General features: G+C 58.0%; 20 protein-coding genes and 1 tRNA gene. 12 read left to right on the top strand and 9 right to left on the bottom strand.

The genetic code is table 11. The features are described from left to right. The first annotated feature begins 114 nt into the window (after positions 1 to 114). From mglB to ONZ54_RS21250, 4 genes are read left to right on the top strand one after another with little or no spacing between them, the layout of a single operon-like run. Positions 115 to 1101, top strand: a complete 987-nt coding sequence (gene mglB / locus ONZ54_RS21265) for a galactose/glucose ABC transporter substrate-binding protein MglB (RefSeq protein ID WP_005318413.1) — start codon at positions 115 to 117, stop codon at positions 1099 to 1101. Between the two features lie 53 nt (positions 1102 to 1154). Beyond that, entirely contained in the window at positions 1155 to 2675 is a 1521-nt protein-coding gene (mglA, locus tag ONZ54_RS21260) for a galactose/methyl galactoside ABC transporter ATP-binding protein MglA (RefSeq protein ID WP_021141103.1), read from the top strand. A gap of 16 nt (positions 2676 to 2691) precedes the next feature. Further along, the gene (mglC, locus tag ONZ54_RS21255; protein ID WP_017412477.1) at positions 2692 to 3702 is read left to right on the top strand and encodes a galactose/methyl galactoside ABC transporter permease MglC; all 1011 of its coding nucleotides are present in this window, start codon (positions 2692 to 2694) and stop codon (positions 3700 to 3702) included. 51 nt (positions 3703 to 3753) lie between these two features. Continuing rightward, the gene (locus tag ONZ54_RS21250) at positions 3754 to 5487 is read left to right on the top strand and encodes a methyl-accepting chemotaxis protein (protein WP_125600130.1); all 1734 of its coding nucleotides are present in this window, start codon (positions 3754 to 3756) and stop codon (positions 5485 to 5487) included. 601 nt (positions 5488 to 6088) lie between these two features. Here ONZ54_RS21250 and ONZ54_RS21245 read toward each other — a convergent pair. The 3 genes from ONZ54_RS21245 to ONZ54_RS21235 all read right to left on the bottom strand — a co-directional run bounded on the left by ONZ54_RS21245 (position 6089) and on the right by ONZ54_RS21235 (position 7382). Beyond that, a complete protein-coding gene (locus tag ONZ54_RS21245; RefSeq protein ID WP_096118916.1) occupies positions 6089 to 6457 on the bottom strand; it encodes a CopG family transcriptional regulator in 369 nt (122 codons plus the stop codon). Between the two features lies 1 nt (position 6458). Next, complete coding sequence (locus ONZ54_RS21240; RefSeq protein WP_058395114.1) at positions 6459 to 7106, bottom strand: nucleotide-binding protein; 648 nt, start codon at positions 7104 to 7106, stop codon at positions 6459 to 6461. A 99-nt stretch (positions 7107 to 7205) separates the two neighbouring features. Continuing rightward, entirely contained in the window at positions 7206 to 7382 is a 177-nt protein-coding gene (locus ONZ54_RS21235) for a hypothetical protein (protein ID WP_021140778.1), read from the bottom strand. A gap of 747 nt (positions 7383 to 8129) precedes the next feature. Between ONZ54_RS21235 and arcA the strand changes: the two genes are divergently transcribed. The 4 genes from arcA to ONZ54_RS21215 all read left to right on the top strand — a co-directional run bounded on the left by arcA (position 8130) and on the right by ONZ54_RS21215 (position 12975). Beyond that, positions 8130 to 9350, top strand: a complete 1221-nt coding sequence (arcA, locus tag ONZ54_RS21230) for an arginine deiminase (protein ID WP_058395113.1) — start codon at positions 8130 to 8132, stop codon at positions 9348 to 9350. A 62-nt stretch (positions 9351 to 9412) separates the two neighbouring features. Further along, positions 9413 to 10339 carry a carbamate kinase gene (gene arcC / locus ONZ54_RS21225; protein WP_087756965.1) on the top strand — a complete coding sequence of 309 codons (927 nt, stop codon included), beginning with the start codon at positions 9413 to 9415 and terminating at the stop codon, positions 10337 to 10339. Between the two features lie 102 nt (positions 10340 to 10441). Next, entirely contained in the window at positions 10442 to 11446 is a 1005-nt protein-coding gene (gene argF, locus ONZ54_RS21220) for an ornithine carbamoyltransferase (protein ID WP_271787079.1), read from the top strand. 122 nt (positions 11447 to 11568) lie between these two features. Beyond that, positions 11569 to 12975, top strand: a complete 1407-nt coding sequence (locus ONZ54_RS21215) for a YfcC family protein (protein ID WP_005318432.1) — start codon at positions 11569 to 11571, stop codon at positions 12973 to 12975. Between the two features lie 192 nt (positions 12976 to 13167). Here ONZ54_RS21215 and ONZ54_RS21210 read toward each other — a convergent pair whose 3' ends face one another. The 4 genes from ONZ54_RS21210 to ONZ54_RS21195 all read right to left on the bottom strand — a co-directional run bounded on the left by ONZ54_RS21210 (position 13168) and on the right by ONZ54_RS21195 (position 16080). Beyond that, complete coding sequence (locus ONZ54_RS21210; protein ID WP_005318434.1) at positions 13168 to 13659, bottom strand: arginine repressor; 492 nt, start codon at positions 13657 to 13659, stop codon at positions 13168 to 13170. Positions 13660 to 13860: 201 nt separating this feature from the next. After that, positions 13861 to 14325, bottom strand: a complete 465-nt coding sequence (gene pyrI, locus ONZ54_RS21205; RefSeq protein ID WP_005318436.1) for an aspartate carbamoyltransferase regulatory subunit — start codon at positions 14323 to 14325, stop codon at positions 13861 to 13863. Between the two features lie 17 nt (positions 14326 to 14342). Next, a complete protein-coding gene (gene pyrB, locus ONZ54_RS21200; RefSeq protein ID WP_162626278.1) occupies positions 14343 to 15263 on the bottom strand; it encodes an aspartate carbamoyltransferase in 921 nt (306 codons plus the stop codon). A gap of 274 nt (positions 15264 to 15537) precedes the next feature. Further along, positions 15538 to 16080: a hypothetical protein gene (locus tag ONZ54_RS21195; protein WP_212539988.1), complete on the bottom strand. Its 543-nt coding sequence runs from the start codon at positions 16078 to 16080 to the stop codon at positions 15538 to 15540. Between the two features lie 201 nt (positions 16081 to 16281). On the opposite strand from ONZ54_RS21195, the gene ONZ54_RS21190 reads away from it, so the two are divergent. From ONZ54_RS21190 to ONZ54_RS21180, 3 genes are all read left to right on the top strand, one after another. Next, a tRNA-Trp gene (locus ONZ54_RS21190) sits at positions 16282 to 16358 on the top strand. Positions 16359 to 16664: 306 nt separating this feature from the next. Further along, positions 16665 to 18035, top strand: a complete 1371-nt coding sequence (locus tag ONZ54_RS21185; protein WP_125600118.1) for a phosphatidylserine decarboxylase family protein — start codon at positions 16665 to 16667, stop codon at positions 18033 to 18035. A 254-nt stretch (positions 18036 to 18289) separates the two neighbouring features. Beyond that, complete coding sequence (locus ONZ54_RS21180; protein ID WP_021140785.1) at positions 18290 to 20179, top strand: methyl-accepting chemotaxis protein; 1890 nt, start codon at positions 18290 to 18292, stop codon at positions 20177 to 20179. A 69-nt stretch (positions 20180 to 20248) separates the two neighbouring features. Here the strand turns inward: ONZ54_RS21180 and ONZ54_RS21175 are convergent, their stop codons facing one another. Continuing rightward, positions 20249 to 20761, bottom strand: coding sequence for a lipocalin family protein (locus tag ONZ54_RS21175; protein WP_271787078.1), 513 nt, complete (start codon positions 20759 to 20761; stop codon positions 20249 to 20251). A 15-nt stretch (positions 20762 to 20776) separates the two neighbouring features. After that, a complete protein-coding gene (locus ONZ54_RS21170) occupies positions 20777 to 21679 on the bottom strand; it encodes an AraC family transcriptional regulator (RefSeq protein ID WP_021140787.1) in 903 nt (300 codons plus the stop codon). A 145-nt stretch (positions 21680 to 21824) separates the two neighbouring features. On the opposite strand from ONZ54_RS21170, the gene yqhD reads away from it, so the two are divergent. Continuing rightward, complete coding sequence (gene yqhD, locus ONZ54_RS21165) at positions 21825 to 22988, top strand: alcohol dehydrogenase (RefSeq protein WP_271787077.1); 1164 nt, start codon at positions 21825 to 21827, stop codon at positions 22986 to 22988. The last annotated feature ends 11 nt before the right edge of the window (positions 22989 to 22999 follow it).

The following is a 22999-nucleotide window of genomic DNA, read 5'->3' as shown; positions in this document are numbered from 1 at the left end:
TTGTTGCCATGATCACAGACCGACATACAACAAACTGATTACATTAGGCTGGCGCCAGTTCAATTGGTGTACAGCATTCCCTACAAAAACAGATAGAGAGATCGGAGCATAACAATGAAAAAAATCACGACAGTTGCCGCCGTACTGATGAGCCTGATGGCAGGGGCCACTGCCCATGCCGAAACCCGTTTGGGGGTTACCGTCTACAAGTACGACGACAACTTTATGGCTGTGGTACGCAAGGCCATCGAGAAGGAAGCAGCGGCAAACCCGGGTGTGGAGCTGCTGATGAATGACTCCCAGAATGACCAGTCCAAGCAGAACGATCAGATCGACGTGCTGCTGGCCAAGGGCGTGAAGGCCCTGGCGATCAACCTGGTTGACCCGGCGGCTGCTCCTGTCGTGATTGAGAAGGCCCGTGGCGAAGATATTCCGGTCGTCTTCTACAACAAGGAGCCGAGCACTGCCGATCTGGCCAGCTATGAGAAGGCTTACTACGTGGGTACCGACTCCAAGGAGTCAGGCATCATTCAGGGTCAGCTGATCGCCAAACACTGGAAAGCTCATCCCGAGTGGGATCTGAACAAGGATGGCGTCATCCAGTTCGTGCTGCTCAAGGGCGAGCCGGGCCACCCGGATGCCGAAGCCCGCACCTCCTACGTCGTCAAGACCCTGAACGATGGCGGTCTCAAGACGGAGCAGCTGCACATGGATACAGGTATGTGGGATACCGCCATGGCCAAGGACAAGATGGATGCCTGGATCTCCGGCCCCAACGCCAACAAGATTGAAGTGGTCATTGCCAACAATGACGGCATGGCAATGGGCGCCGTCGAGTCACTGAAAGCCCAGGGCAAGACCGCCATTCCGGTGTTCGGCGTCGATGCGCTGCCCGAGGCGCTGGCCATGGTCAAGAGCGGTGCCATGGCGGGCACCGTGCTGAACGATGCAGCCAACCAGGCCAAAGCCACCTTCGAGCTGACCAAGAATCTGGCTGAAGGCAAGCCGGCCGGTGAAGGTACCCAGTGGACTATCGTCGACAAGGTCGTACGTGTTGCCTACGTGGGTGTGGATAAAGACAACCTGTCTCAATTCGAGTAACTCCCTCCTCCAGGGCAAGGGAGATCCCCTTGCCCTTTTTTCAACCAGATGTGATGGCTGATATGACAACACAGCAACAATCAGAATGGCTGTTGGAGATGATTGACGTCAGTAAAAGCTTTCCCGGCGTCAAGGCACTCGATAATGTCAATTTACGGGTCCGTCCTCATTCTGTGCATGCGTTGATGGGCGAGAACGGGGCAGGGAAATCCACGCTGCTCAAGTGCCTGTTCGGCATCTATGAAAAGGATCAGGGCAAGATTTTCTTCAAGGGGCAGGAGGTCAATTTCACCTCCTCCAAAGAGGCGCTGGAAAATGGCGTCTCCATGGTGCATCAGGAACTCAACCTGGTATTGCAGCGCACCGTGATGGACAACATGTGGCTAGGTCGCTATCCCACCAAGGGCTGGTTTGTCGACCACGGCAAGATGTATGACGATACCAAGCGCATCTTTGACGAGCTGGATATCGATATCGATCCCAAGGTCAAGGTGGGCACGCTCTCCGTGTCCCAGATGCAGATGATCGAGATCGCCAAGGCATTCTCCTATGACGCCAAGATCGTCATCATGGACGAACCTACCTCCTCCCTGACCGAGAAAGAGGTAAACCACCTCTTCAAGATCATCAACAAGCTGAAAGAGAAGGGCTGCGGCATCGTCTATATCTCCCACAAGATGGAAGAGATCTTCCAGCTGTGTGACGAGATCACCATATTGCGGGATGGCCAGTGGGTGGCAACCCAGCCGCTCAAGGGCATGACCATGGATCAGATCATCGGCATGATGGTCGGTCGCGAGCTGACCCAGCGCTTCCCGGAAAAAACCAACCAGCCCAAAGAGGTGATCCTCGAGGTCGAACATCTGACGGCCAAAAACCAGCCCTCCATCCAGGACGTGACCTTCAACCTGCACAAGGGGGAGATCCTCGGCATCGCCGGGCTGGTGGGGGCCAAGCGCACCGACATAGTAGAAACCCTGTTCGGTATTCGCGATCACAGTGCGGGTGCCATCAAGCTGCACGGCAAGGTAGTGGCGAATCATACGGCGCATGAGGCCATCTTGAACGGTTTCGCCCTGGTGACGGAAGAGCGCCGCTCCACCGGCATCTATTCGCGCCTTGATATCGCCTTCAACTCCCTGATCGCCAACATGGACAGCTACAAGGGCTCCATGGGACTGCTCAGCAACAACAAGATGAAGAGCGACACCCAGTGGGTCATCGACGCCATGCGGGTCAAGACGCCGACCCAGCAGACGCAGATCGGCTCCCTCTCCGGTGGCAACCAGCAGAAGGTCATTATCGGCCGCTGGCTGCTGACCCAGCCGGAGATCCTGATGCTGGATGAACCGACCCGCGGCATCGACGTGGGGGCCAAGTTCGAGATCTACCAGCTCATCCTGGAGCTGGCGAAGAAGGACAAGGGCATCATCATCATCTCGTCTGAAATGCCCGAGCTGCTCGGCATCACGGATCGCATCATGGTGATGAGCAATGGCCGGGTCGCCGGGATCGTCAACACCAAAGAAACTGACCAGAGCGAGATACTGCGCCTGGCATCTCTGTACCTCTAGAGACAGGAAGACATTTATGGAGTCGGCTAAAAATTTCAATCTGATGCAGGCGCTCAAGGAAAACGCCATCTATTTGGTGCTGCTGGTGCTGCTCATGGTCATAGTGATCCAGGAGCCCTCCTTCCTGAGCCTCACCAACTTCAGCAACATCCTGACCCAGTCTTCGGTGCGGGTCATCATAGCGCTGGGGGTGGCGGGCATTATCATCACCCAGGGGACGGATCTCTCGGCCGGTCGTCAGGTCGGTCTGGCGGCGCTGATTGCGGCGACCATGTTGCAGGCGCTGACCAACGTCAACAAGGTGTTTCCCAGCCTGGGGGAAGTGCCTATTCCCGTGGTGATCCTGCTGGTGTGTGCCGTGGGGGCGTTGATCGGGCTGGTTAACGGTCTGATCGTGGCCTATCTGAACGTAACCCCGTTCATTACCACCCTGGGTACCATGATCATCGTCTACGGCATCAACTCCCTCTACTTTGACTCCGTGGGTGCCTCGCCGGTGGCCGGTTTTGACCCCCGCTTCTCGAGTTTCGCGCAGGGCTTTATCCGGATAGGGGGGTTCAAGCTTTCGTATCTCACCTTCTATGCAGCCATCGCCAGCGTCTTTGTCTGGGTGCTGTGGAACAAGACCCGCTTTGGCAAAAACATCTTCGCCATCGGCGGCAACCCCGAGGCCGCCAAGGTTTCCGGTGTCAATGTGGCAGTCAACCTGGTGATGATCTATGCCCTGGCCGGTGTCTTCTACGCCTTCGGCGGCATGCTGGAAGCGGGCCGTGTAGGCAGTGCTACCAACAACCTGGGCTTCATGTACGAGCTGGATGCCATCGCAGCCTGCGTGGTGGGTGGGGTTTCGTTCGCCGGTGGTGTGGGGACGGTTGCCGGCGTGATCACAGGGGTGCTCATCTTCACCCTGATCAACTACGGCCTGACCTATATTGGAGTCAGCCCTTACTGGCAGTTCATCATCAAGGGCGGCATCATCATACTGGCGGTGGCTCTGGACTCCATGAAGTACGCCAAGAAGAAATAACAATTGGCAGGGAGGGTTGGCAATGCCGGCCCTCCATTCTGGAGGGAACCCATGCCATTCAAGGTCAAGATTTACCTCTTGCTGCTATTGGCCATTCTGGTCACCATCGGCACCGCCTGGTTCAGTGTGAATCACTTTATAAGTGGTTACATTCGAACCCAGTCCACCCAGAACATCAATGAACAGATAGCGCTCGTCAAAGAGAAGCTGGCGGGAGACATCAATCAGAAAATCCTGCTGGCGGCCAACCTCAACTTCGGCGTGACCAACGTCAAAAAGACCCTGCAAGAGACCGGATTTCACAACATCGTCAAGGTGATTGGCGACATGGCATTCGACGTAGGCGGTGTCATCAACGATGCGGCCAAGGTGGATGCCCTGCGCAAGCTGATCCCCGAAGCCAACAACCAGATCACCATCAGCCCGTTACAACAGGTGGATGGCAAGCCGGTCATTACCATACTGGTGCCGCGCGGTGCCGATTCTGCCTACCTTTATTACCTCGACATGAGCGAGTTCAAGCGTCTGCTGGAGAAAGTGAGCGGGGAAGGGCGCTACTTCTCCCTTGCTGACGGTCAGGGCAATGTGCTCTACAGCAGCAAGCCGCAGGGAGGGAGCGAGTCTCGCCCCAATCAGCTGGATATTCGTGGCAGCAGCTGGACCCTGACCGGTTATGTCGATCTCGACTATATCCGCGCCATGACCCAGGCACTCAACGGCAAGATTGTCATGGCCCTGCTGGCGGTGGCTGTACTGGTGCTGGTGCTGGCCATGCTGGCGCTCAATGTGGCCTATCGTCCCATCCTCTCGTTGCGGGATCTGGTGCTGGAGCTTTCTCGCGGCAGCGGCGACCTGACCCGCCGACTGGCGGTGACGAGCAAGGATGACCTGGGCCAGATCTCGGCTGGCATCAACCGTTTCATCGAGCGTCTGCAGGAGATGATGAGAGAGGTGCAGGGGGCGAGTGGCCAGCTCAATACCGGCATCGAAGGATTGGCCAACCAGACCGGTGCCGCTCAATCCTTGCTGGCGGATCATGTGCGCGAGACCGAACAGGTGGTGACGGCCATCAATGAGATGAGTCGCACTGCGGTTTCCGTCTCGGAGAGTGCCGCCAGCACGGCCCAGCTCACCGGCCAGAGCCAGCAGCTGGCGGATCAATCCCGTCAGGTAGTCGATCAGGCCATGGCCAGCGTGATGGCGCTGGTGGACGAGGTGGCGGCGACGGCGCGATCCATCGAAGCCATGCAGCAGGATGTGCAGCAGATTGGTTCAGTGCTTGGGGTAATTGGCAGCATTGCCGAGCAAACCAACCTGTTGGCGCTCAATGCTGCCATAGAGGCGGCTCGCGCTGGTGAACAGGGACGGGGTTTTGCTGTGGTGGCGGACGAGGTCCGCTCGCTGGCTGCCCGCACCCAGAAGAGCACGGCCGAAATCCAGACCATGCTGGCCAGCTTGCAGCGGGGCACCCAGACAGTGGTGGATGCCATGAGCAATACCAAGCAGAGTTGCCAGGGGGCGGCCGAGAACACCACCAAGGTCAACGAGTCGCTGGACTTGATGGCGGGTGAAGTGGTGGAGATCAACGATCTCATCAGCCACATTGCTACGGCGGCCGAGCAGCAGAGTGCGGTAGCGGAAGAGATCAATCGCAACATGAGTGCCATTGCCGAGGTGATCCGTCAGCTGACCAGCAACGGGGAAGAGACGGTGGCAAGCTCGGCGTCGATGCAGAAGACTTATGATCGGCTGAGAGAAATCGTGGGGCACTTCCGACTGGCGTAATAGCGCTATGGTGTGGCCGAGGTAAAAAAGGCCAAAAAGATGGGGGCGACTTGCGTCGCCCCCGATAGTCTTATCGCTCATATCCTTGAACGAAGTTGCTCCCTGCAATCCCTGACTATACCTCTTCCTTTAGGTTTCCCCTTCCCAATCCTTTGGGGTGTCCTTTAGCCATCATGGCCTGACGAGTCATCCGTTCCCGTCGCACTTTCTCCGTCCCGGGAGGTGTCCTTTACCACATCCTGTGGTGAGTCCATTTGCCCAACCCTGGCAGCCAGTCTTCCTGACCGACTTCATTGCGTCCGTGCAGGAGTAACTATAAGGATTTCAGGAGGGACGACAACGGCAGTGTGAAAAACGTTTTTACCGATCTGGTTACGAAGGAAACCTTTATGGTTTTTTTGTTTTTAAAATCATTGCGTTAATAATTTTTTGTTCAGGTTTTTCGATCCTGTCTTCCGACTATCGCGGGGTCTTTTTAGGCGCATGGCTTACGCAGTCAATGGCGAATGTCTCACACTCCATTTAACTCGGGTTCAGGAAGTGGAGAGGGAGTCACTACAGGGGAGCAGGGGGATGAGAATGGCTGTCAATACGGTGAGATTCAGTTGTGCTCTTGCAGCCGCTCATAGATGGTTTGGCGCTCTTCCTGGCTAAGAGAGGAGAAGTAGTGGGTGAACAGGCGCAACAGCAGGGATTTGTTCATGCCGTCCTGCTGGGTCAGGTTGCCCAGCTCGTCGATGGCCGCCGTACTCAGGGAGAAAGTTGCCTTTTTATAGCTGGGTTTCAGGTGTTCGCCACGCTCGATAAAGGCGAGCGCCGTCAGGGCTTCATCCCGATGCAGGCTCAGCTCAAGACTGACTACTTTGGGTTTGCCCTTGGCGTAGAAATCCGCATCCTCGATAAACTCGTCGATGGTGAATTTCTTCTGATGATGCAGATTGTGCTTCTTCTTCAGGTCGGCAAGGCCCATTTCACACCTCCAGCTCCAAAAACTCTTTGGCGATGGTCCGGATCTCTTCGGCCGACTTGCCATCTGGCTCGATCTCCATGACGGAGAGCCCCTTCTCTTCGCTGTCGTCATAGACGTTGCGGCTGTAGGTGATGGCGTTCAGTACATCGACCCCGAACGAGGAGCAGACCTCCTTGGCCTCCAGAATGCGTTTTACCTGGTTGGGCAGAGCAGGGCACTGGGTCAGTACAACGGCAGCCTTGAGGGTGGGATTGACCATCTTGCAGGTGGTGATGAGGTCTTCCATGTGCGGCAACGTTTTGAGGTCGCGGCGCTTGGGTCTAAGCGGGATCAGGGCATGGGTAGCCACCGCCATGGTGGAGCGCAGAGCCCGGTTATCCTGACCACCGCAGTCAACGATGACGTAGTCGTAGCGGTTCTTTAGGCTGAGCAGGTCGTTGCGAATGTTGCCGTAGAGCTGCACGCAGTTGATCTGGGGGAGATCCGGGTTGTCGTTGCGCTCCTGGATCCAGTCGGAGGTGGTGCGCTGGGGGTCACAATCGACCAATAACACTTCGCCATGAAACCGGGTTCTGAGGTCGACTGCCAGATTCTGAGCCAGGCAACTCTTGCCGCTCCCACCCTTTTCACCACCGACCAGCAGGATCATGACAGTCCCCTATCCCTATGAAAAATAGCTGCCTTGAGTATAGGAGGGGGTTGATGCATGACAAGCCAAGAGGAGCCGGGCTCCTCCTGGCTTTCACACTCAGTAGTGCTGACGACCTCCGTACCACTGACACACATACTCGGGGACCAGCATCTGGGGGGCCTTGTCCACATGGCAGACCACCATGGGGATGGCGGGGGCGCCTTGTGCGCTGACCAGTGACGGTGTTACGGGCAGAACCAGGGCGGCAAGCAGAAACAGGGACTTGATCTTCATGACTATCTCCTTGGTGACAGAACAGGGCGTGATCCGGATCACTTTCTGAGTTAAGTCGAGTAGGCCTGTGACGCAAGGTTGCGAAATAAATTCAACTAATGAAAAAAGTTTGAAAAGAGGGTGTGGCAGGGTCGGTGAAAAATGCATGACCAAGATGCTGGTTTTGTGCATATCCATATAAAAGGTATGTCACTGACAGCTTGCGGCACAGGCCTGTGCTGGCGGGTCTGGCACAATGCCATGATCTGGGACAAGAAGAGGATTATTCAGTGGGCGATCCGGTTATGACTATTTATCTTGGTCTCCCTCCCTTTAAAATCAGTGAAGAATTCATTTTTTTGAATATTAAATTCAATAGATTAAGAATTTCTCTTTATGTGTATGAAAAACAAGTTTTTTTGTTTTGGTTTGTTTTGCGCTGTCGAGATTTAAAATGAATGAAATAAGCTGAAATATGAAATTAAAGTGTAGGAAATTGCTTATTCAATCGGTTCCGTTGAATGGGAGATTGTCAGTTCTGTTATGCTCGTCAAAGAATAAACTGTGGTTTTATTCAGTTCTGGCTGAATGTGATCAATGTCCAAGTTTGGCGTGATTTGCAGGTCTAACCTCGGTCTCGAAAGGCAAGGGCAGGATAGAACACAAGCTGAGTACCCTACATAAAGAATATCCCGCCTTAGCCACGAGCATGAATAGAAGGAATCTATTCAATCACTCGCAGGGACCACTGCTAGACGGAATATAATCATGAGCAAATTTTATGTAGGTTCTGAAGTTGGCCAATTGCGCCGCGTTATGCTGCACCGTCCCAACCTCAGTCTGAAGCGTCTGACCCCCTCCAACTGCCAGGATCTGCTGTTCGACGATGTCCTGTCCGTTGAGCGTGCCGGTCAGGAGCACGACAAATTCGCTCAGGTACTGCGCGATCAGAATGTCGAAGTTTTCCTGCTGACCAACCTGTTGGCTGAAACCCTGGATGTGCCGGAAGCCAAAACCTGGCTGTTGCAACATCAGGTCTCCGATTATCGTCTCGGCTCTTCTCTTGCCAATGACGTGCGTTGCTTCCTGGCGGACATGCCGCACCGTGAGCTGGCCCGCATCCTCTCCGGCGGCCTGACCTACTCAGAGATGCCTTACAGTGGCGTCAACATGGTCGTCGGCATGCACGCTCCGACCGATTTCATCATTGAACCTCTGCCGAACCATCTCTTTACCCGTGACACCTCCTGCTGGGTTTACGGTGGCGTCTCCATCAACCCCATGGCCAAGGCCGCCCGTCGCCGTGAAACCAACCATGTGAAGGCCATCTACCGCTGGCACCCGCAGTTCGCCGGTCAGGACTTCATCAAGTACTTCGGTGATGAGGATCATGACTATGACAACTCCACCATCGAAGGGGGAGATGTGCTGGTGATCGGTCGTGGCTCCGTGCTCATCGGCATGTCCGAGCGCACCACGCCGCAAGGGGTCGAGCACCTGGCTCGCAGCCTGTTCAAACACGGTCAGGCCAAACAGGTCATCGCCATGCAACTGCCGAAACACCGCAGCTGCATGCACCTGGATACCGTCATGACCCACATGGATATAGATACCTTCTCCGTCTATCCGGAAGTCATCCGCAAGGACGTGAACTGCTGGAGCCTGACTCCGGGCGGTGCCACCGGCATGAACATCAAGGAAGAGGGTTACTTTGTTTCCGCCATTGAAAAAGCGCTGGGCGTGGATCAGCTCAAGCTCATCACCACGGGTGGTGACAGCTTCGAAGCCGAACGCGAACAGTGGAACGATGCCAACAACGTGCTGACAGTGCGTCCTGGCGTGGTGGTGGGGTATGAGCGCAATACCTACACCAACGAGAAATATGACAAGGCCGGCATCACAGTTCTCTCCATTCCGGGTGAAGAACTGGGTCGTGGCCGCGGCGGCGCCCGCTGCATGAGCTGCCCGATGGAACGTGACGGCATCTGACAAGACGGCGTGGCGCCGGCAGAGGCTGGCGCCACACATACCAAGACTCGAGATCAACACTCATGAAAAAACCAACTGTCGTCGTCGCCCTGGGTGGCAATGCCCTGCTCCGTCGTGGCGAGCCCCTTGAAGCGGATATCCAGCGCAAGAATATCGCCACCGCCGCCAAGACCATCGCCCTGATAGCTCAGGAGTACAACGTGGTGCTGGTGCACGGCAACGGCCCGCAAGTCGGTCTGCTGGCCCTGCAAAACAGCGCCTATACCAAGGTGTCTCCCTATCCCCTGGATGTGCTGGGCGCCGAGTCCCAGGGCATGATCGGCTACATGCTGATCCAGGAGCTCAAAAACCTGATGCCGAGCCGCAATGTGACCGCGCTGCTGACTCAGGTGCAGGTTGACCCCAAGGATCCGGCATTTGCCAATCCGACCAAATTTATCGGCCCCGTCTATGAGGAAGCGGAAGCTCGCGCCCTGGCTGAAGAGAAGCGCTGGGTCGTCAAGGCTGACGGCAAGTTCTTCCGCCGCGTGGTGCCGTCCCCGCTGCCCCAGCGCATCGTCGAGGGCGACGCCATCGAAACCCTGATCGCCCAGGGTCACCTCATCATCTGCACCGGTGGTGGTGGCATTCCCGTGACCTGGGATGGCCAGTGCCTGACCGGTATCGAAGCCGTCATCGACAAGGACATGTCTGCCGCCTATCTGGCCAAGCAGATCAAGGCCGATGCCCTGCTGATCCTGACCGACGCGGATGCCGTCTACCTGGATTGGGGCAAGCCGACCCAGCATCCGCTGCGAGTCACCAGCCCGGATGAACTGGCTGGCGTCAAGTTCGATGCCGGTTCCATGGGGCCCAAGGTTGAGGCGTCCTGTGAATTTGTCAAAGCGACCGGCGGCATGGTCGGGATCGGCTCGCTGGAAGATGGTCTGGCCATCCTCAAGGGAGAAGCCGGTACCAATATCATCGCCACTCGCACCGTGGGTGTGTAGCCAATAGCGCACCCGAATATGACTCGAATAAATTTGAACTGTGAATGCGTAGCCAACACTACTGCCTATTTGGTCTGAACAAATATAGAGAGAGAACTCATCATGGCTTTTAATCTGCGTAACCGTAACTTCCTGAAACTGCTGGACTTCACCCCACGTGAAATCCAATACATGATCGAACTCGCCATCGACCTGAAAAAAGCCAAATACGGTGGCTATGAGCGCAAACACCTGACCGGCAAAAACATCGCCCTGATCTTCGAGAAGACCTCCACCCGCACCCGCTGTGCGTTTGAAGTGGCGGCCTTCGACCAGGGCGCGCAAGTCTCCTACCTCGGCCCAAGCGGTTCCCAGATCGGTCACAAGGAGTCCATGAAGGACACCGCCCGTGTGCTGGGGCGTATGTATGACGGCATCGAATACCGCGGCTACGGCCAAGAGATCGTGGAAGAGCTGGGCGCTTATGCCGGTGTCCCAGTATGGAACGGCCTGACCAACGAATTCCACCCGACCCAGATCCTGGCCGACTTCATGACCATGCTGGAGCACGGCAAGGGCAAACGTCTGGATCAAATCAAGTTCGCCTACCTGGGTGATGCCCGCAACAACATGGGCAACTCCCTGATGGTCGGTGCCGCCAAGATGGGCATGGATATCCGCCTGGTTGCCCCCAAAGCCTTCTGGCCGGAAGAGGATCTGGTTGCCAAGTGCCGCCTGATCGCCGAAGAAACCGGCGCTCGCATCACCCTGACCGAAGATGTGAAAGAGGGTGTGCTGGGCACCGATTTCCTCTACACCGACGTTTGGGTATCCATGGGTGAAGCAAAAGAAGCCTGGGATCAAAGGGTGAAACTGATGACCCCGTATCAGATCAACATGGACGTCATCAACGCCACCAAGAACCCGGATGTGAAGTTTATGCACTGCCTGCCGGCGTTCCACAACGATGAAACCACCATGGGCAAGGAAGTGGCTGACAAATATGGGATGAAAGGTCTGGAAGTGACCGAGGACGTGTTCGAATCAGAGCACAGTATCGTGTTTGACGAGGCCGAAAACCGGATGCACACCATCAAGGCAGTGATGGTTGCTACGCTGGGCGACTAAGGTCGCAGTAGTGGTGCCGGGGGGCAACCCCCGGCTTTTCGACCATGTGACAGCGGCATAATACCTCTAACCCTACAACCCGCAGCTTGCATGGATACCACACCACAGAAGGAAGCTGGACCATGACCAAATTCAAGTTCCCGTCAGCCTACACGATACTGTTTGTGCTGATCGCCTTGGTGGCCGCCCTGAGCTGGGTAGTGCCAGCCGGCAAATACGACATGATCATGAACGACGCCCTCGGCAAGGAAGTGCCGGTGGCCGGAACCTACAAGCTGGTAGAGGGGAATCCCCAGGGGATAGTCGACGTGCTGCTGGCACCTATCGATGGTCTCTACAACCATGACACTTATGAGGCAGGCGCCATCGACGTCTCCCTCTTCATCCTGATCATCGGTGGTTTTCTTGGCATTGTGACCAAGACGGGTGCCATCGATGCCGGTATCGAACGGGTCACCGATCGGCTGCGTGGCCGTGAAGAGTGGATGATCCCGATCCTGATGGCGCTGTTCGCCGCAGGGGGCACCATCTACGGCATGGCCGAAGAGTCGCTGCCATTTTACACCTTGCTGGTGCCCGTGATGATGGCCGCCCGCTTCGACCCGGTAGTGGCAGCTGCGACCGTGTTGCTGGGTGCCGGTATCGGTACTCTGGGTTCTACCATTAACCCGTTCGCCACCGTCATTGCCGCCAACGCGGCGGGCATCTCCTTCACCGACGGCATCTGGCTGCGCGTCGCCATGCTGGTGGCCGGCTGGTTGCTGTGCGTGGCTTATGTGATGCGTTACGCCAAGATGGTGCGTAACGACCCCAGCAAATCCCTGGTGGCTGACAAGTGGGAAGAGAACCGTGCCCACTTCCTTGGCAACAAGAGCGACCAGATGCTGGAGTTCACTCTTACTCGCAAGATAGTGCTGGGTATTTTCGTCGCCGCCTTCGCCGTGATGATCTACGGTGTGGCCGTGCTCGGCTGGTGGATGGCGCAGATCTCCGGCGTCTTCCTGGCTGCCGCCATCATAGTCGGTGTCATCTCCCGCATGAGCGAAGAGGAGCTGACCACCAACTTCATCGACGGTGCCCGCGACTTGCTCGGTGTGGCCCTGATCATTGGCATCGCTCGCGGTATCGTGGTGGTGATGGACAACGGCATGATCACTCACACCATTTTGCACAGCGCAGAAGGAATAGTGACCGGTCTCTCCACAGTGGTGTTCATCAACGTCATGTTCGTGCTGGAAGTGGTGCTCTCCTTCCTGGTGCCATCCTCATCCGGTCTGGCCGTGCTGACCATGCCTATCATGGCGCCGCTGGCTGACTTCGCCAACGTGGGTCGCGAGCTGGTGGTGACCGCTTATCAGTCTGCCTCCGGTCTGGTGAACCTGGTGACCCCGACTTCCGCCGTCGTCATGGGCGGTCTTGCCATCGCCAAGGTGCCTTATGTGCGCTGGCTGAAGTGGGTGGCTCCGCTGCTCGGTATCCTGACAGTGCTGATCGTGGTTTGCCTGAGCCTGGGCGCCGTGCTCTCATGACACCGATGACATGCAATATGAAACGGGAGCCTGTGGCTCCCGTTTTTTATGGCTGGATAACGTGGATAGCTATTTGCCGTAGCGCAATGTGGGAGGTGTCGGGGAAAACGGCAGGGGCGGGTGATGATACGAGCGGCGCTCAGGCAACAAAAAGGCGACCCCAGGGTCGCCTTTTTCATTCAGGGGAGGAGGTCAGCGGGCCTGTTCCAGGGTGCGCACCACGGCGGCGTGGGCCTGACGGGTACGGCTGATATGGCGCGGGGCGACCAGCACAACATCGTTGCCGGCGACGGCGCCCATGATCTCCGGATTGGCGTTGCGATCCAGCAGGCGGGCCACTACGGTGGCGGCGCCCGGTGTGGTGTGGATCAGCACCATCTGCTGGTTGTGCACCACTTCGCGCACCATGTCGTGAATGGAGCGGGTGCTGCCGGCGGGTTCCAGCTGATCGTCCACCAGGGTGTAGACCTTCTTGCCGTTGGCATTCTGGGCCTTGGCCACGCCGAGGCGACGCAACAGACGGGAGATGGTGGACTGGCTGATGTCGGCAAAGCCGCGCATCGATAGCTCGCGGCGGATCTCTTCCTGGGTGCTGTAGCAGTGCTGGCCGATGATCTGGCGACAGGCATCCAGCTGGGCCAGATCGGGCTCTTGTTCAACGGGACGACTGAGGGTTTTGACCACGGCGATTTCCTTTGACGGTGACCGGAGGCTATCGCTCGATATCTGCCATCAATGCTTTTTTATAGCTAAAAATTCTGATGGTAAGACGTGAGGCAGGGAATCAACGATGTTTAGCCTTTATAGGATGGCAAATTATAGCTAAACGGAGAATCTGTGATGTGACAGGGGTCAAAAATGGGCCCGTTGGGGCCCACTTGGCTATCAATAACGTTCGCTGACGATGTCCTGGGTGAAGGACTTCTCGCAGTATTTGCACTTCATGCGTACCACGCCCTTCACCTCGCGCACCCGGAAGTAGCTGTCGACCGGCTCGTTGTGGGAGATGCAGTTGGAGTTGGGGCAGTGGAACACACCGGTAATGAACTCAGGCAGTTCCAGCTGATGCTTCTTCACCACGGCGAAGTCTTCGATGATGTTGACGGTCGCCTTGGGGGCGAACAGGGCCAGCTGGTTGGCCTGTTCCGCGGTCAGGCGGGTGTTCTCTATCTTGATGAGATCCTTTTTGCCCAGCGCGCCGGATTTGAGGTTGAAGCCGACGGTGATCCGCTCCTGAGTCTCGATCAGCTGGAACAGCTTGAGGATCTTGATGCCCTGGCCAGCGGGGACGTGGTCGATGACGGAGCCGTGACGGATGGCTTCGACTTGCAGTTGATTCTTCTCGGACATGATGTTCCCCTTTTCCCTTAGACGGTTTCGTTCAGTACCAGAGCCAGCAGTGCCTGGCGCGCGTAGACCCCGTTTTCCGCCTGCTGGAAGTAGTAGGCGTAGGGCGTCTTGTCGACCGCCACATCGATCTCGTCGACGCGGGGCAGGGGGTGCAGGATCTTCATGGTGGGTTTGGCCCCTTCCAGGGTCGCCAGCTCCAGCACGAATTTGGCGGCCATGTGCTTGTATTCGGTCTCGTCGAAGCGCTCTTTCTGCACCCGGGTCATGTAGAGGATATCGAGCTCCGGCATCACCTCTTCCATGGTTTCGTGCACGCTGAACCGTATGCCCTTCTCTTCCAGCTCTTCGCAGATGTAGTCCGGCATCGCCAGCGCTTCCGGGGAGATGAAGAAGAAGCGGCAGTTGAACAGGCTCAGGGCCTGGGCCAGGGAGTGGACGGTGCGGCCGTATTTCAGGTCACCCACGAAGGCCACGTTGAGGCCATCGAGCTTGCCTTGGGTCTCATGGATGGAGAAGAGGTCGAGCAGGGTCTGGGTCGGATGCTGGTTGGAACCGTCACCACCGTTGATGACCGGTACCCGGGAGAACTCGGAAGCGAGGCGGGCTGCGCCCTCTTTCGGGTGGCGCATCACTACCGCATCTGAGTAGGAGCCGATGATCTTGATGGAGTCGGCCAGGGTCTCGCCCTTCTTGGCACTGGTGTTGCCGCCGTCGGCGAAGCCGATGATGTTGCCACCCAGGCGCTGGACCGCGGTCTCGAACGAGAGGCGGGTACGGGTAGACGCTTCGAAGAAGCAGCTGGCAATCAGCTTGTCTTTCAACAGGCGGGTGTCGGGCTCGGCCTTCAACCGCTGTGCGGTTGCGACCACCAGTTCCATGTCGGGCCGGGTCAGGTCCGAAATGGAGATGACATGTTTCTTATAGAGTGGATTGGTCATCGTCTGCATTCCCTTTGACATCAATGAAGGTTTTTCGGGCACAAAAAAAAGCCCCTGAAACAGGGGCCTTTTTTAAAAATAACTGGGGATCTGTGGGGCGGGAACCGAAAACAACGGGGCCGCTCTGGTGCGCACCACCCGTCTGCAAAGCTGTTTTCCGAATCAAAAACTGCATCGTCTTGTCCCGACCTTTTTCAAAACCGGACAGATTATAGGGCCGGTTTTTGAATTGTCAAAAATTTATTTCAAAGGCAGGATTTGCGCAGGAAAACGTTTAAGTGGCGTGAACGGGTCGGCAAACCCACACGCTGTGTTCTGTTTGCAGGGGTTGCTGATCTTCGGCCATGGAACGCAGATAGGCGAGTCTGTGATGTCCTTCCAGCAGGCAATAGGGTTGTGGCAGCGGCTGCCCGTCCGGGTAACGGCTATCCGGCGCCGTGGCCAGCACTATGATGGGCTCTGACCAGGTGCCTTGCGTCAGCATGTAGTCGCCGAGCCAGGATCGGCGTACGTAGCGGTTGTGGCGCAGCATCTCGCCCCAGCGCTCGATCACCTCCATATGACGGGAGCCGGTCTGGGCGATGATCCGCTCGGTGGGCCACTGCTCGCACTCAAACTGGTGACGGGCGAGATCGATAAAGCTCCAGTTGGACTCAAAACCGCGCCAATGACGATAAATCCATTGAGAAAGCACGCTGTGGGGAATGAAGGGGACCTGCGGGGCAACCCGGTCGAGATAGTCGGGCAGGGACTCTGTCTTGCGTTCATCCCTGAAGTTGAGCGGCGCCAGTTGTTGGAGCAATCGGTAATTGAGCATGAACAGCCTCCCGGAACCAATCTTCACCCTACCCCCATTTATGCGGCTTTCCTACCCTGACAAGGCTGTAAATACAGCAAGTTACCCAGTGATGCTGCGCAAATTAACGCAAGTTGCTCGTCATTTGTGCAATCGCATCGAAAGTGAGAAAAAAGCCTTTACCTTTGAACCCGGCTTTGTATAATTCGCCTCGTTTGTTGCAGGGGCGTAGTTCCAATTGGTAGAACAGCGGTCTCCAAAACCGATGGTTGCGGGTTCGAGTCCTGCCGCCCCTGCCATTTTCAGAAAAGCCAGCTCATTGAGCTGGCTTTTCGCATTTCTGCGTTCCCGGTTTTGTTCCCCTGGTTCCCTCTCTCTTCCCTGTGTTGCGGCCGTTTCGCGGCAGTTGTCTCGCTTCACATTCAACGCCTGCCTTGACCGCTAGTCGCTATTGCACCAATCCGCCCTGTCGTTTCTGGCAATCGTGCTTCATGGCTCCCTGTGCTACACAAGACGGGCGGTGCCATTGCGCCTTGATGGCACTCAGATAGCCAATGCTCAAGCCGTGGATTGTGGGCGTGAACATCACTTGCGGAGATAGACTCATGAACGAGGCAGTTGAAACCCGACTGAACAAGTCTCGCCCCGGTGGCTGGGTACCCCGGGACAGTGCCCATATAGCGCGCTGGATCCGGCGGATGAAACACTATGTCGCCAACCAGCCGGGTGAGCTGGTGCCCCCCATCGCCGAGCTGCGGGATCTGGTCAATGCCGATCCCTGGTTGCACGCCCAGGCAGAAGCCATGTTCAAGGAGGCCTGGCGTCACAAGCATCTGACCCCGCTCGGCCAGGTCGAGGTGCGATCCTTCGAGGAGTTTCTGGGGTTGCTCAACGGCATCATGACCACGGCACCCGAGGCATATCAGGATATTCCGACGCACGAACCCTCCGGCCTTATCGGTTTCCCCATCAATGCCCTGCTCGACTGGCCCATGGCGACCCAATCCGGTTATCACTTCTTTGCCAACGCTCTGATCAATCAGCAGTTCAAGAAAATCCTCGATTACTGGGCGCAGTTTCTGCAAAGCCCGGCTTCGCGCTATGTGCTGAATGAGCCGGTCAGCAGGCTGGATAAAGAGACTCTGGTGGTGCCCTGGCTCGGCAAGGCGGCCAAGAGCGAGATGGTCAAGGTGGCCTGCGGGGCCCTGGGGGAAGGGACAAATCCGACACCTGGCAGCTTTGAGCAGATTTTCCAATGTGACCCGTCGGCCGAGTATCACGGTTTCAGTTGCTGGGATGACTTTTTCACCCGCACCTTCCGTCCCGATGTGCGACCCGTTTCGGCACCTGAGGATGACAACGTCATCGTCAATGCCTGCGAATCGGCGCCGCTGCAGGTGAAGAAAGGGGTGAGCCGCAGCGATCAGTTCTGGCTCAAGGGACAGCCCTATTCGCTGGACAACATGCTCGATTTCGACGATCTGGCGCCCCGCTTCGATGGCGGCACCGTGTATCAGGCCTTCCTCAGTGCGCTCAGCTATCACCGTTGGCACAGCCCGGTGAGCGGCACCATCCGCAAGGTGCGCGTGGTCAACGGCACCTACTATCTGGAGAACCAGTTCGAGGGCTTTGTTGACCCGCAGGGGGCGGATCCCAGCGCGCCCAACAACTCGCAGCCTTTCCTTACCTCGGTGGCAACCCGGGCGCTGATCTTCATCGAAGCAGACAACCCCAAAATCGGGCTGATGTGCGTGGTGCCTGTGGGCATGGCTGAGGTGTCGAGCTGCGATGTTACCGTGAGGGCGGGGGACAGGGTGAAGAAGGGGGATCCGCTCGGCATGTTCCACTTCGGCGGCTCGACCCACTGTCTGGTGTTCCGCCCAGGGGTCAAGCTGGAGTTCGAGTTTTACGGTCAAACCCCGAGCCTGGATGCTGGCAATATGCGGCTGAATACCGCCATCGCCCGGGTGCGCTAGGTAGGCGCGTGTGACGGGATACAAGACGGGCCGCCTCTCAAGGCGGCCTTTTTACATTGGTTGGGGTTGCACCGACAGTGGATCAAGAGGGAAAGGATGAGTGCCGGATGGAAAGGAGCGTTGCCAGTGGGATAGCTACTGATGCATTTAAAATCAAGGGATTGGTATTCATGGAACAGGATTTTCAGTCGATATAGTCCACACAAGGTGTGCAGCTTTGTTTGACGCCATTGAGACAGCCATAAGGATATCCCATGAATCTCTCCCTTCGCGGCAAGTTGTTGGCCACCAGTCTTGGCGTGGTCCTGATCACGGTTTGCCTGCTGGGCATGACCGCCTTCTATACCCTGAAAAACCAGACCCTGAGCGCCATCGACAGCGAGGCGCGCAACTATGCCAGCGCCTACGCCGAGGGGATCGGGAAATGGATGCAGGACAGGCGCGAGAGCCTGACCGCCCAGGTCAATGTCATCGCCAACCACCCGACGTCCGAGCTGGTGCCTCATCTGCAGCAGACCTTGCGCTCCGGCGGCTTCGGGCTGGCCTACTACGGCTCGGAGGAGGGGGTGATGACCCGCAACGATCCCTCCCTCAACAAGGGTGATTATGACCCGCGTGCGCGGCCCTGGTATCAGGATGCGGTCAAGGCGGGCAAGCTCATCATCACGGAACCTTATGTCAGCGTGACCATGCAGCAGCTGGTGGTGACCCTGGCCGAGCCCGTGATGCAGCAGGGCCGACTGGCCGGTGTGGTCGGTGCCAACCTGGCGCTGGAACAGCTCATCAAGGATGTGCTGGCGATGCGGGTGCAGGGGGATGGCTACGCCATGCTGCTGGACAAGAGCGGCCTCATCGTCGCTCACCCGAACAAGGATCTGGCGCTCAAGAAGAGCCAGGATTTGGCGCCTGAGCTCGATGCCAACCGCTTGGTGGGCATGAGTCAGCAGGGCGGCCTGCAGGCGGTGCAGATTGGCGGACGCGACACCAAGATGCTGGTGTTGCCGATCCCCAACACCGACTGGCTGCTGGCCATGGTGATGCATGAGGATGTGCTGATGGCGCCGTTGCAGAGCCTGCTGTTGCAGTTGTCACTCATCAGTGCGGGTCTGATCCTGGTGTTCGGCCTGGTGCTGACCAGCACCTTCAAGTACCTGTTCCAGGATCTGGGCCGGGTGGCAGGGGCGTTGCACGATATCGCCCACGGCGAGGGGGACCTTACAGTCCACATCAACACCCGCAGCAAGGATGAAGTGGGCCAGCTGGCCGAGAGCTTCAACCAGTTTGTGGCCCGCCTGCACGGCATCGTCAGCCGCTTGCGGGATGTGACCGTCGAGCTGGCAGCCCAGTCCCGTACTCAGGCGGCCGGCGCCCTGGCTCGCAGCCAGCGGGTGCGCCAGCAACAGGACGAGATCGTGATGGTGGCGACTGCGGTGACCGAGATGGCTTCTGCGACTCAGGAGATCGCCGGCAACGCCGAGTTTGCGGCCACCACCTCGGGGGATGCGGTCAAGCTCGCCGTTGCGGGCCAGTCCCAGGTTGGCCAGAGCCAGCGCAGCATCACAGGGCTGGCGGATGAAGTGGCCGATGCCAGCCAGATCATCAATGAGCTGGATGCCCATGCCCAGAAGATCAGCGGCATTCTGGCGACCATCAGCGGCATCGCCGAGCAGACCAACCTGCTGGCGCTCAACGCCGCCATCGAGGCGGCACGGGCCGGCGAACAAGGCCGTGGCTTTGCCGTGGTGGCGGACGAGGTGCGGGTGCTGTCCAAGCGTACCCACGACTCCACCGACGAGATCCAGCAGATGATCGAAACCCTGCAGCAGACCACTCGCCGTGCGGTCGGTGGTATGGAGACCAGTCGCCAGCTGGCGGGCACCAGTGTGGAGGATGCGGAAGCCGCCAACCAGAGTCTGTCACTGATCAACCAGGCCATAGGTTCCATCAGCGATATGGCGACCCAGATAGCGGCGGCGGCCGAAGAGCAGACCTCGGTCACCAGCGAGATCAGCCGCAATACCGAGAACATACGCCACGTTTCTCAGGAGCTGGCTGAGCAGGCGGGCGAAGAGGCCGCTCAGGCCGCCGAGCTCAAGTCGCTGACCGAGCGGCTGGAGCAGGAGATAGGCCGCTTCCGGCTCTAAACCGGCCAGCAATAACCGGCCAGCAATAAAAAGGGCAGCCCGCGGGCTGCCCTTTTGCATGTCCGCAGGTTATCCGGGCTGCTTGACCCAGATGAGCTTGTCGGTGGCAAAACCCAGCCCTCTCGCCTTGGCGACCAGGGCATCGACCTTGGCTTTCGGCGGGTTGGGGGAGCGGGAGAGGATCCAGAGATAGTCGTGGTTGTAGCTGGTCACCAGGGAGAGCTGGTAATCGGGGTCAAGATCGATGACGTTGTAGCCGCCGTAGAAGGGGCCGAAGAAGCTCACCTTGAGCCGCGCCTCGTCCGGCTTGTCAACGAAATAGGCCTTGCCCTCGGCCTCGCGCCAGCTGCCATCGCTCTGCTTGCCGCGATTGATCACCCTGACGCCACCATCATCACGCAGGCTGTAGCTGGCGCTGACCTCTTCCAGCCCCCGCTCGAAGCTGTGATCCAGACGCGCTATCTCATACCAGGTGCCAAGATAACGGTCGAGCTGGAAGCCGGTGACGGGACGGATGCCATCGGCCATTCCGGTACAGGCTGTCAACAGCAGGCCACACAACAGACCGAACAGTGAACGCATAAGTTATCCCTCTTTTTATCCCTCAATGATACGAAGCTGGCCGTCCCGAAAGCGGGAGGCCTGATCGGTTGGCGTGCTGCCGAAATAGCGTTTGTACTCCCGGCTGAACTGGGAGTTGCTCTCGTAGCCGACCTTTGCCGCCGCGGCACCGGCCTTGATGCCGTCGTGCAGCATCATGAGCCGCGCCTTGTGGAGGCGAAATGACTTGATGTACTGCAGCGGCGAGGTGGAGGTGACCGCCTTGAAGTGGTGGTGAAAGGCGGAGACGCTCATGTTCACCTCCCGCGCCAGCTCCTCCATGGTGAGGTTGTCGGCGAAGCGCGACTCTATCATACGCAGCACCCTGGCTATCTGGCCCACATGGTTGTGACGGTTGGCCAGCGCCTGCAGCGCGGGGCCTCCCCCCTCGTGCAGCGCGTAGAAGAGCATCTCCCGCACTGTCTGCGGCCCCAGTACCCGGGCGTGGTGGGGCTTGTCCATCAGGTCGATCAGTCGCTCGGCGGCACAGAACATTTCTTCGGACAGGGGGACTGAGTGGACACCGCTCTTTTGCACAGCCGGGGCGGGCAGGGCATCCCCCAGTTCCAGCAGCAGCTCCTGCAGGGTGGCGACGTTGATCTCGAGGGAGAAACCGACAAGCGGTTGCTCGGGGGAGGCAAAACACTCGCACTCACAGGGCAGCGGCAGCGTCATCAGCAGATAGTGGCTGGGATCGTAGCGAAACACCTGATCCGCCAGATAGCCCACCTTGTGTCCCTGCAGTATCACTATCATCCGTGGCTGGTAGAGCACGGGGGTGCGACCGTGGTACTCGGTGGTGTAGATAAGGTTTACCTGCTCTACCGGAGAAGCTGTGATGCCGGGAGCCGTGACGTGACGGGTCAGTTTGGCAGCGAGGTCGGTGTAACGGTTCTGCATGGAGTCTCTTTTGTGGTGATTCTGGCGGGTTTGTAGAAATAGGCAAGAATCAAGCAGGATGTTGTCTTGATGGTAGAGGTGGTCTGGAGAAAAATGCAATCACATTTTGCGGCCTGGCCGCCCGAAACATAGAAAGGCAATGTCGATGAACAACTTTACTCTCCATACCCCGACCAAGATCCTGTTCGGCAAGGGCCAGGTTGCCCAGCTTCGTGAACAGCTCCCGAGCGATGCCCGCATCCTGATCACCTATGGCGGTGGCAGTGTGGTGCGTACCGGCCTGCTGGCCCAGATCCGCGACGAACTGGCGGGCATGACACTGTTTGAATTCGGTGGCATCGAGCCCAACCCCACTTACGAGACCCTGATGGAGGCGGTGGCGCTGGCCCGCGCCGAGCGCATCGACTTCCTGCTCGCCGTGGGCGGCGGCTCAGTGCTCGACGGTACCAAGTTCATCGCCGCCGCAGCCCATTACGATGAGGCCCGGGATCCCTGGCACATACTCGAGACCGTTGGTAACGAGGTGCGCTCCGCCATTCCGCTCGGCGCCGTGCTGACCCTGCCGGCCACCGGTTCCGAGATGAACATGGGTGCCGTGGTGACCCGCCGCAGCACGGGTGACAAGGTGCACTTCTTCTCGCCCTTCGTGATGCCGCGCTTCGCCGTGCTGGATCCCGTGCTTACATACACGCTGCCGGCTCGTCAGGTGGCGAACGGTGTGGTGGATGCCTTCATCCATATCCTGGAGCAGTACCTCACCTACCCGGTCAATGCCAAGGTGCAGGATCGCTTCGCCGAAGGCCTGTTGTTGACCCTTGTCGAAGAGGGCCCCAAGGCGCTGGTGGAACCGGAGAACTACGAGGTGCGCGCCAACATAATGTGGAGTGCCACCATGGCCCTCAACGGTCTGATCGGTGCCGGTGTGCCCCAGGACTGGGCTACCCACATGCTGGGTCACGAGCTGACCGCCCTGCATGGCCTGGACCACGCCCAGACTCTGGCTGTGGTGCTGCCCGCCCTGTTGCAGGCCAAGCGCCAGCAGAAGCATGCCAAGTTGCTGCAATACGCAGAGCGGGTGTGGGATCTGCGCAGCGGCAGCGAGAGCGACCGTATCGATGGGGCCATTGCCGCCACCCGTGACTTCTTCGAGCGGATGGGCGTCAAGACTCGCCTGCGGGACTATGGTCTGAGCGAGTTGGGCATCGACACCCTGATCGGCAAGCTGGCGGAGCACGGCATGACCGCCATTGGCGAGCATGGCGATATCGATCTGGTGCAGAGCCAGCATATTTATGAAGCCGCCTGGTAACAGCACAGGGG

The organism is Aeromonas salmonicida (genome assembly GCF_028355655.1).
Lineage (GTDB): Bacteria > Pseudomonadota > Gammaproteobacteria > Enterobacterales > Aeromonadaceae > Aeromonas > Aeromonas salmonicida.
This window is presented reverse-complemented; position numbering and strand designations above follow the sequence as displayed.

What these genes read in the sequence shown, in the direction of transcription:
- mglB (WP_005318413.1), top strand. Translation starts at nt 115, where the DNA reads ATGAAAAAAATCACGACAGTTGCCGCCGTACTGATGAGCCTGATGGCA.
- mglA (WP_021141103.1), top strand. Translation starts at nt 1,155, where the DNA reads ATGGCTGATATGACAACACAGCAACAATCAGAATGGCTGTTGGAGATG.
- mglC (WP_017412477.1), top strand. Translation starts at nt 2,692, where the DNA reads ATGGAGTCGGCTAAAAATTTCAATCTGATGCAGGCGCTCAAGGAAAAC.
- ONZ54_RS21250 (WP_125600130.1), top strand. Translation starts at nt 3,754, where the DNA reads ATGCCATTCAAGGTCAAGATTTACCTCTTGCTGCTATTGGCCATTCTG.
- ONZ54_RS21245 (WP_096118916.1), bottom strand. Translation starts at nt 6,457, where the DNA reads ATGGGCCTTGCCGACCTGAAGAAGAAGCACAATCTGCATCATCAGAAG.
- ONZ54_RS21240 (WP_058395114.1), bottom strand. Translation starts at nt 7,106, where the DNA reads ATGATCCTGCTGGTCGGTGGTGAAAAGGGTGGGAGCGGCAAGAGTTGC.
- ONZ54_RS21235 (WP_021140778.1), bottom strand. Translation starts at nt 7,382, where the DNA reads ATGAAGATCAAGTCCCTGTTTCTGCTTGCCGCCCTGGTTCTGCCCGTA.
- arcA (WP_058395113.1), top strand. Translation starts at nt 8,130, where the DNA reads ATGAGCAAATTTTATGTAGGTTCTGAAGTTGGCCAATTGCGCCGCGTT.
- arcC (WP_087756965.1), top strand. Translation starts at nt 9,413, where the DNA reads ATGAAAAAACCAACTGTCGTCGTCGCCCTGGGTGGCAATGCCCTGCTC.
- argF (WP_271787079.1), top strand. Translation starts at nt 10,442, where the DNA reads ATGGCTTTTAATCTGCGTAACCGTAACTTCCTGAAACTGCTGGACTTC.
- ONZ54_RS21215 (WP_005318432.1), top strand. Translation starts at nt 11,569, where the DNA reads ATGACCAAATTCAAGTTCCCGTCAGCCTACACGATACTGTTTGTGCTG.
- pyrI (WP_005318436.1), bottom strand. Translation starts at nt 14,325, where the DNA reads ATGTCCGAGAAGAATCAACTGCAAGTCGAAGCCATCCGTCACGGCTCC.
- pyrB (WP_162626278.1), bottom strand. Translation starts at nt 15,263, where the DNA reads ATGACCAATCCACTCTATAAGAAACATGTCATCTCCATTTCGGACCTG.
- ONZ54_RS21195 (WP_212539988.1), bottom strand. Translation starts at nt 16,080, where the DNA reads ATGCTCAATTACCGATTGCTCCAACAACTGGCGCCGCTCAACTTCAGG.
- ONZ54_RS21185 (WP_125600118.1), top strand. Translation starts at nt 16,665, where the DNA reads ATGAACGAGGCAGTTGAAACCCGACTGAACAAGTCTCGCCCCGGTGGC.
- ONZ54_RS21180 (WP_021140785.1), top strand. Translation starts at nt 18,290, where the DNA reads ATGAATCTCTCCCTTCGCGGCAAGTTGTTGGCCACCAGTCTTGGCGTG.
- ONZ54_RS21175 (WP_271787078.1), bottom strand. Translation starts at nt 20,761, where the DNA reads ATGCGTTCACTGTTCGGTCTGTTGTGTGGCCTGCTGTTGACAGCCTGT.
- ONZ54_RS21170 (WP_021140787.1), bottom strand. Translation starts at nt 21,679, where the DNA reads ATGCAGAACCGTTACACCGACCTCGCTGCCAAACTGACCCGTCACGTC.
- yqhD (WP_271787077.1), top strand. Translation starts at nt 21,825, where the DNA reads ATGAACAACTTTACTCTCCATACCCCGACCAAGATCCTGTTCGGCAAG.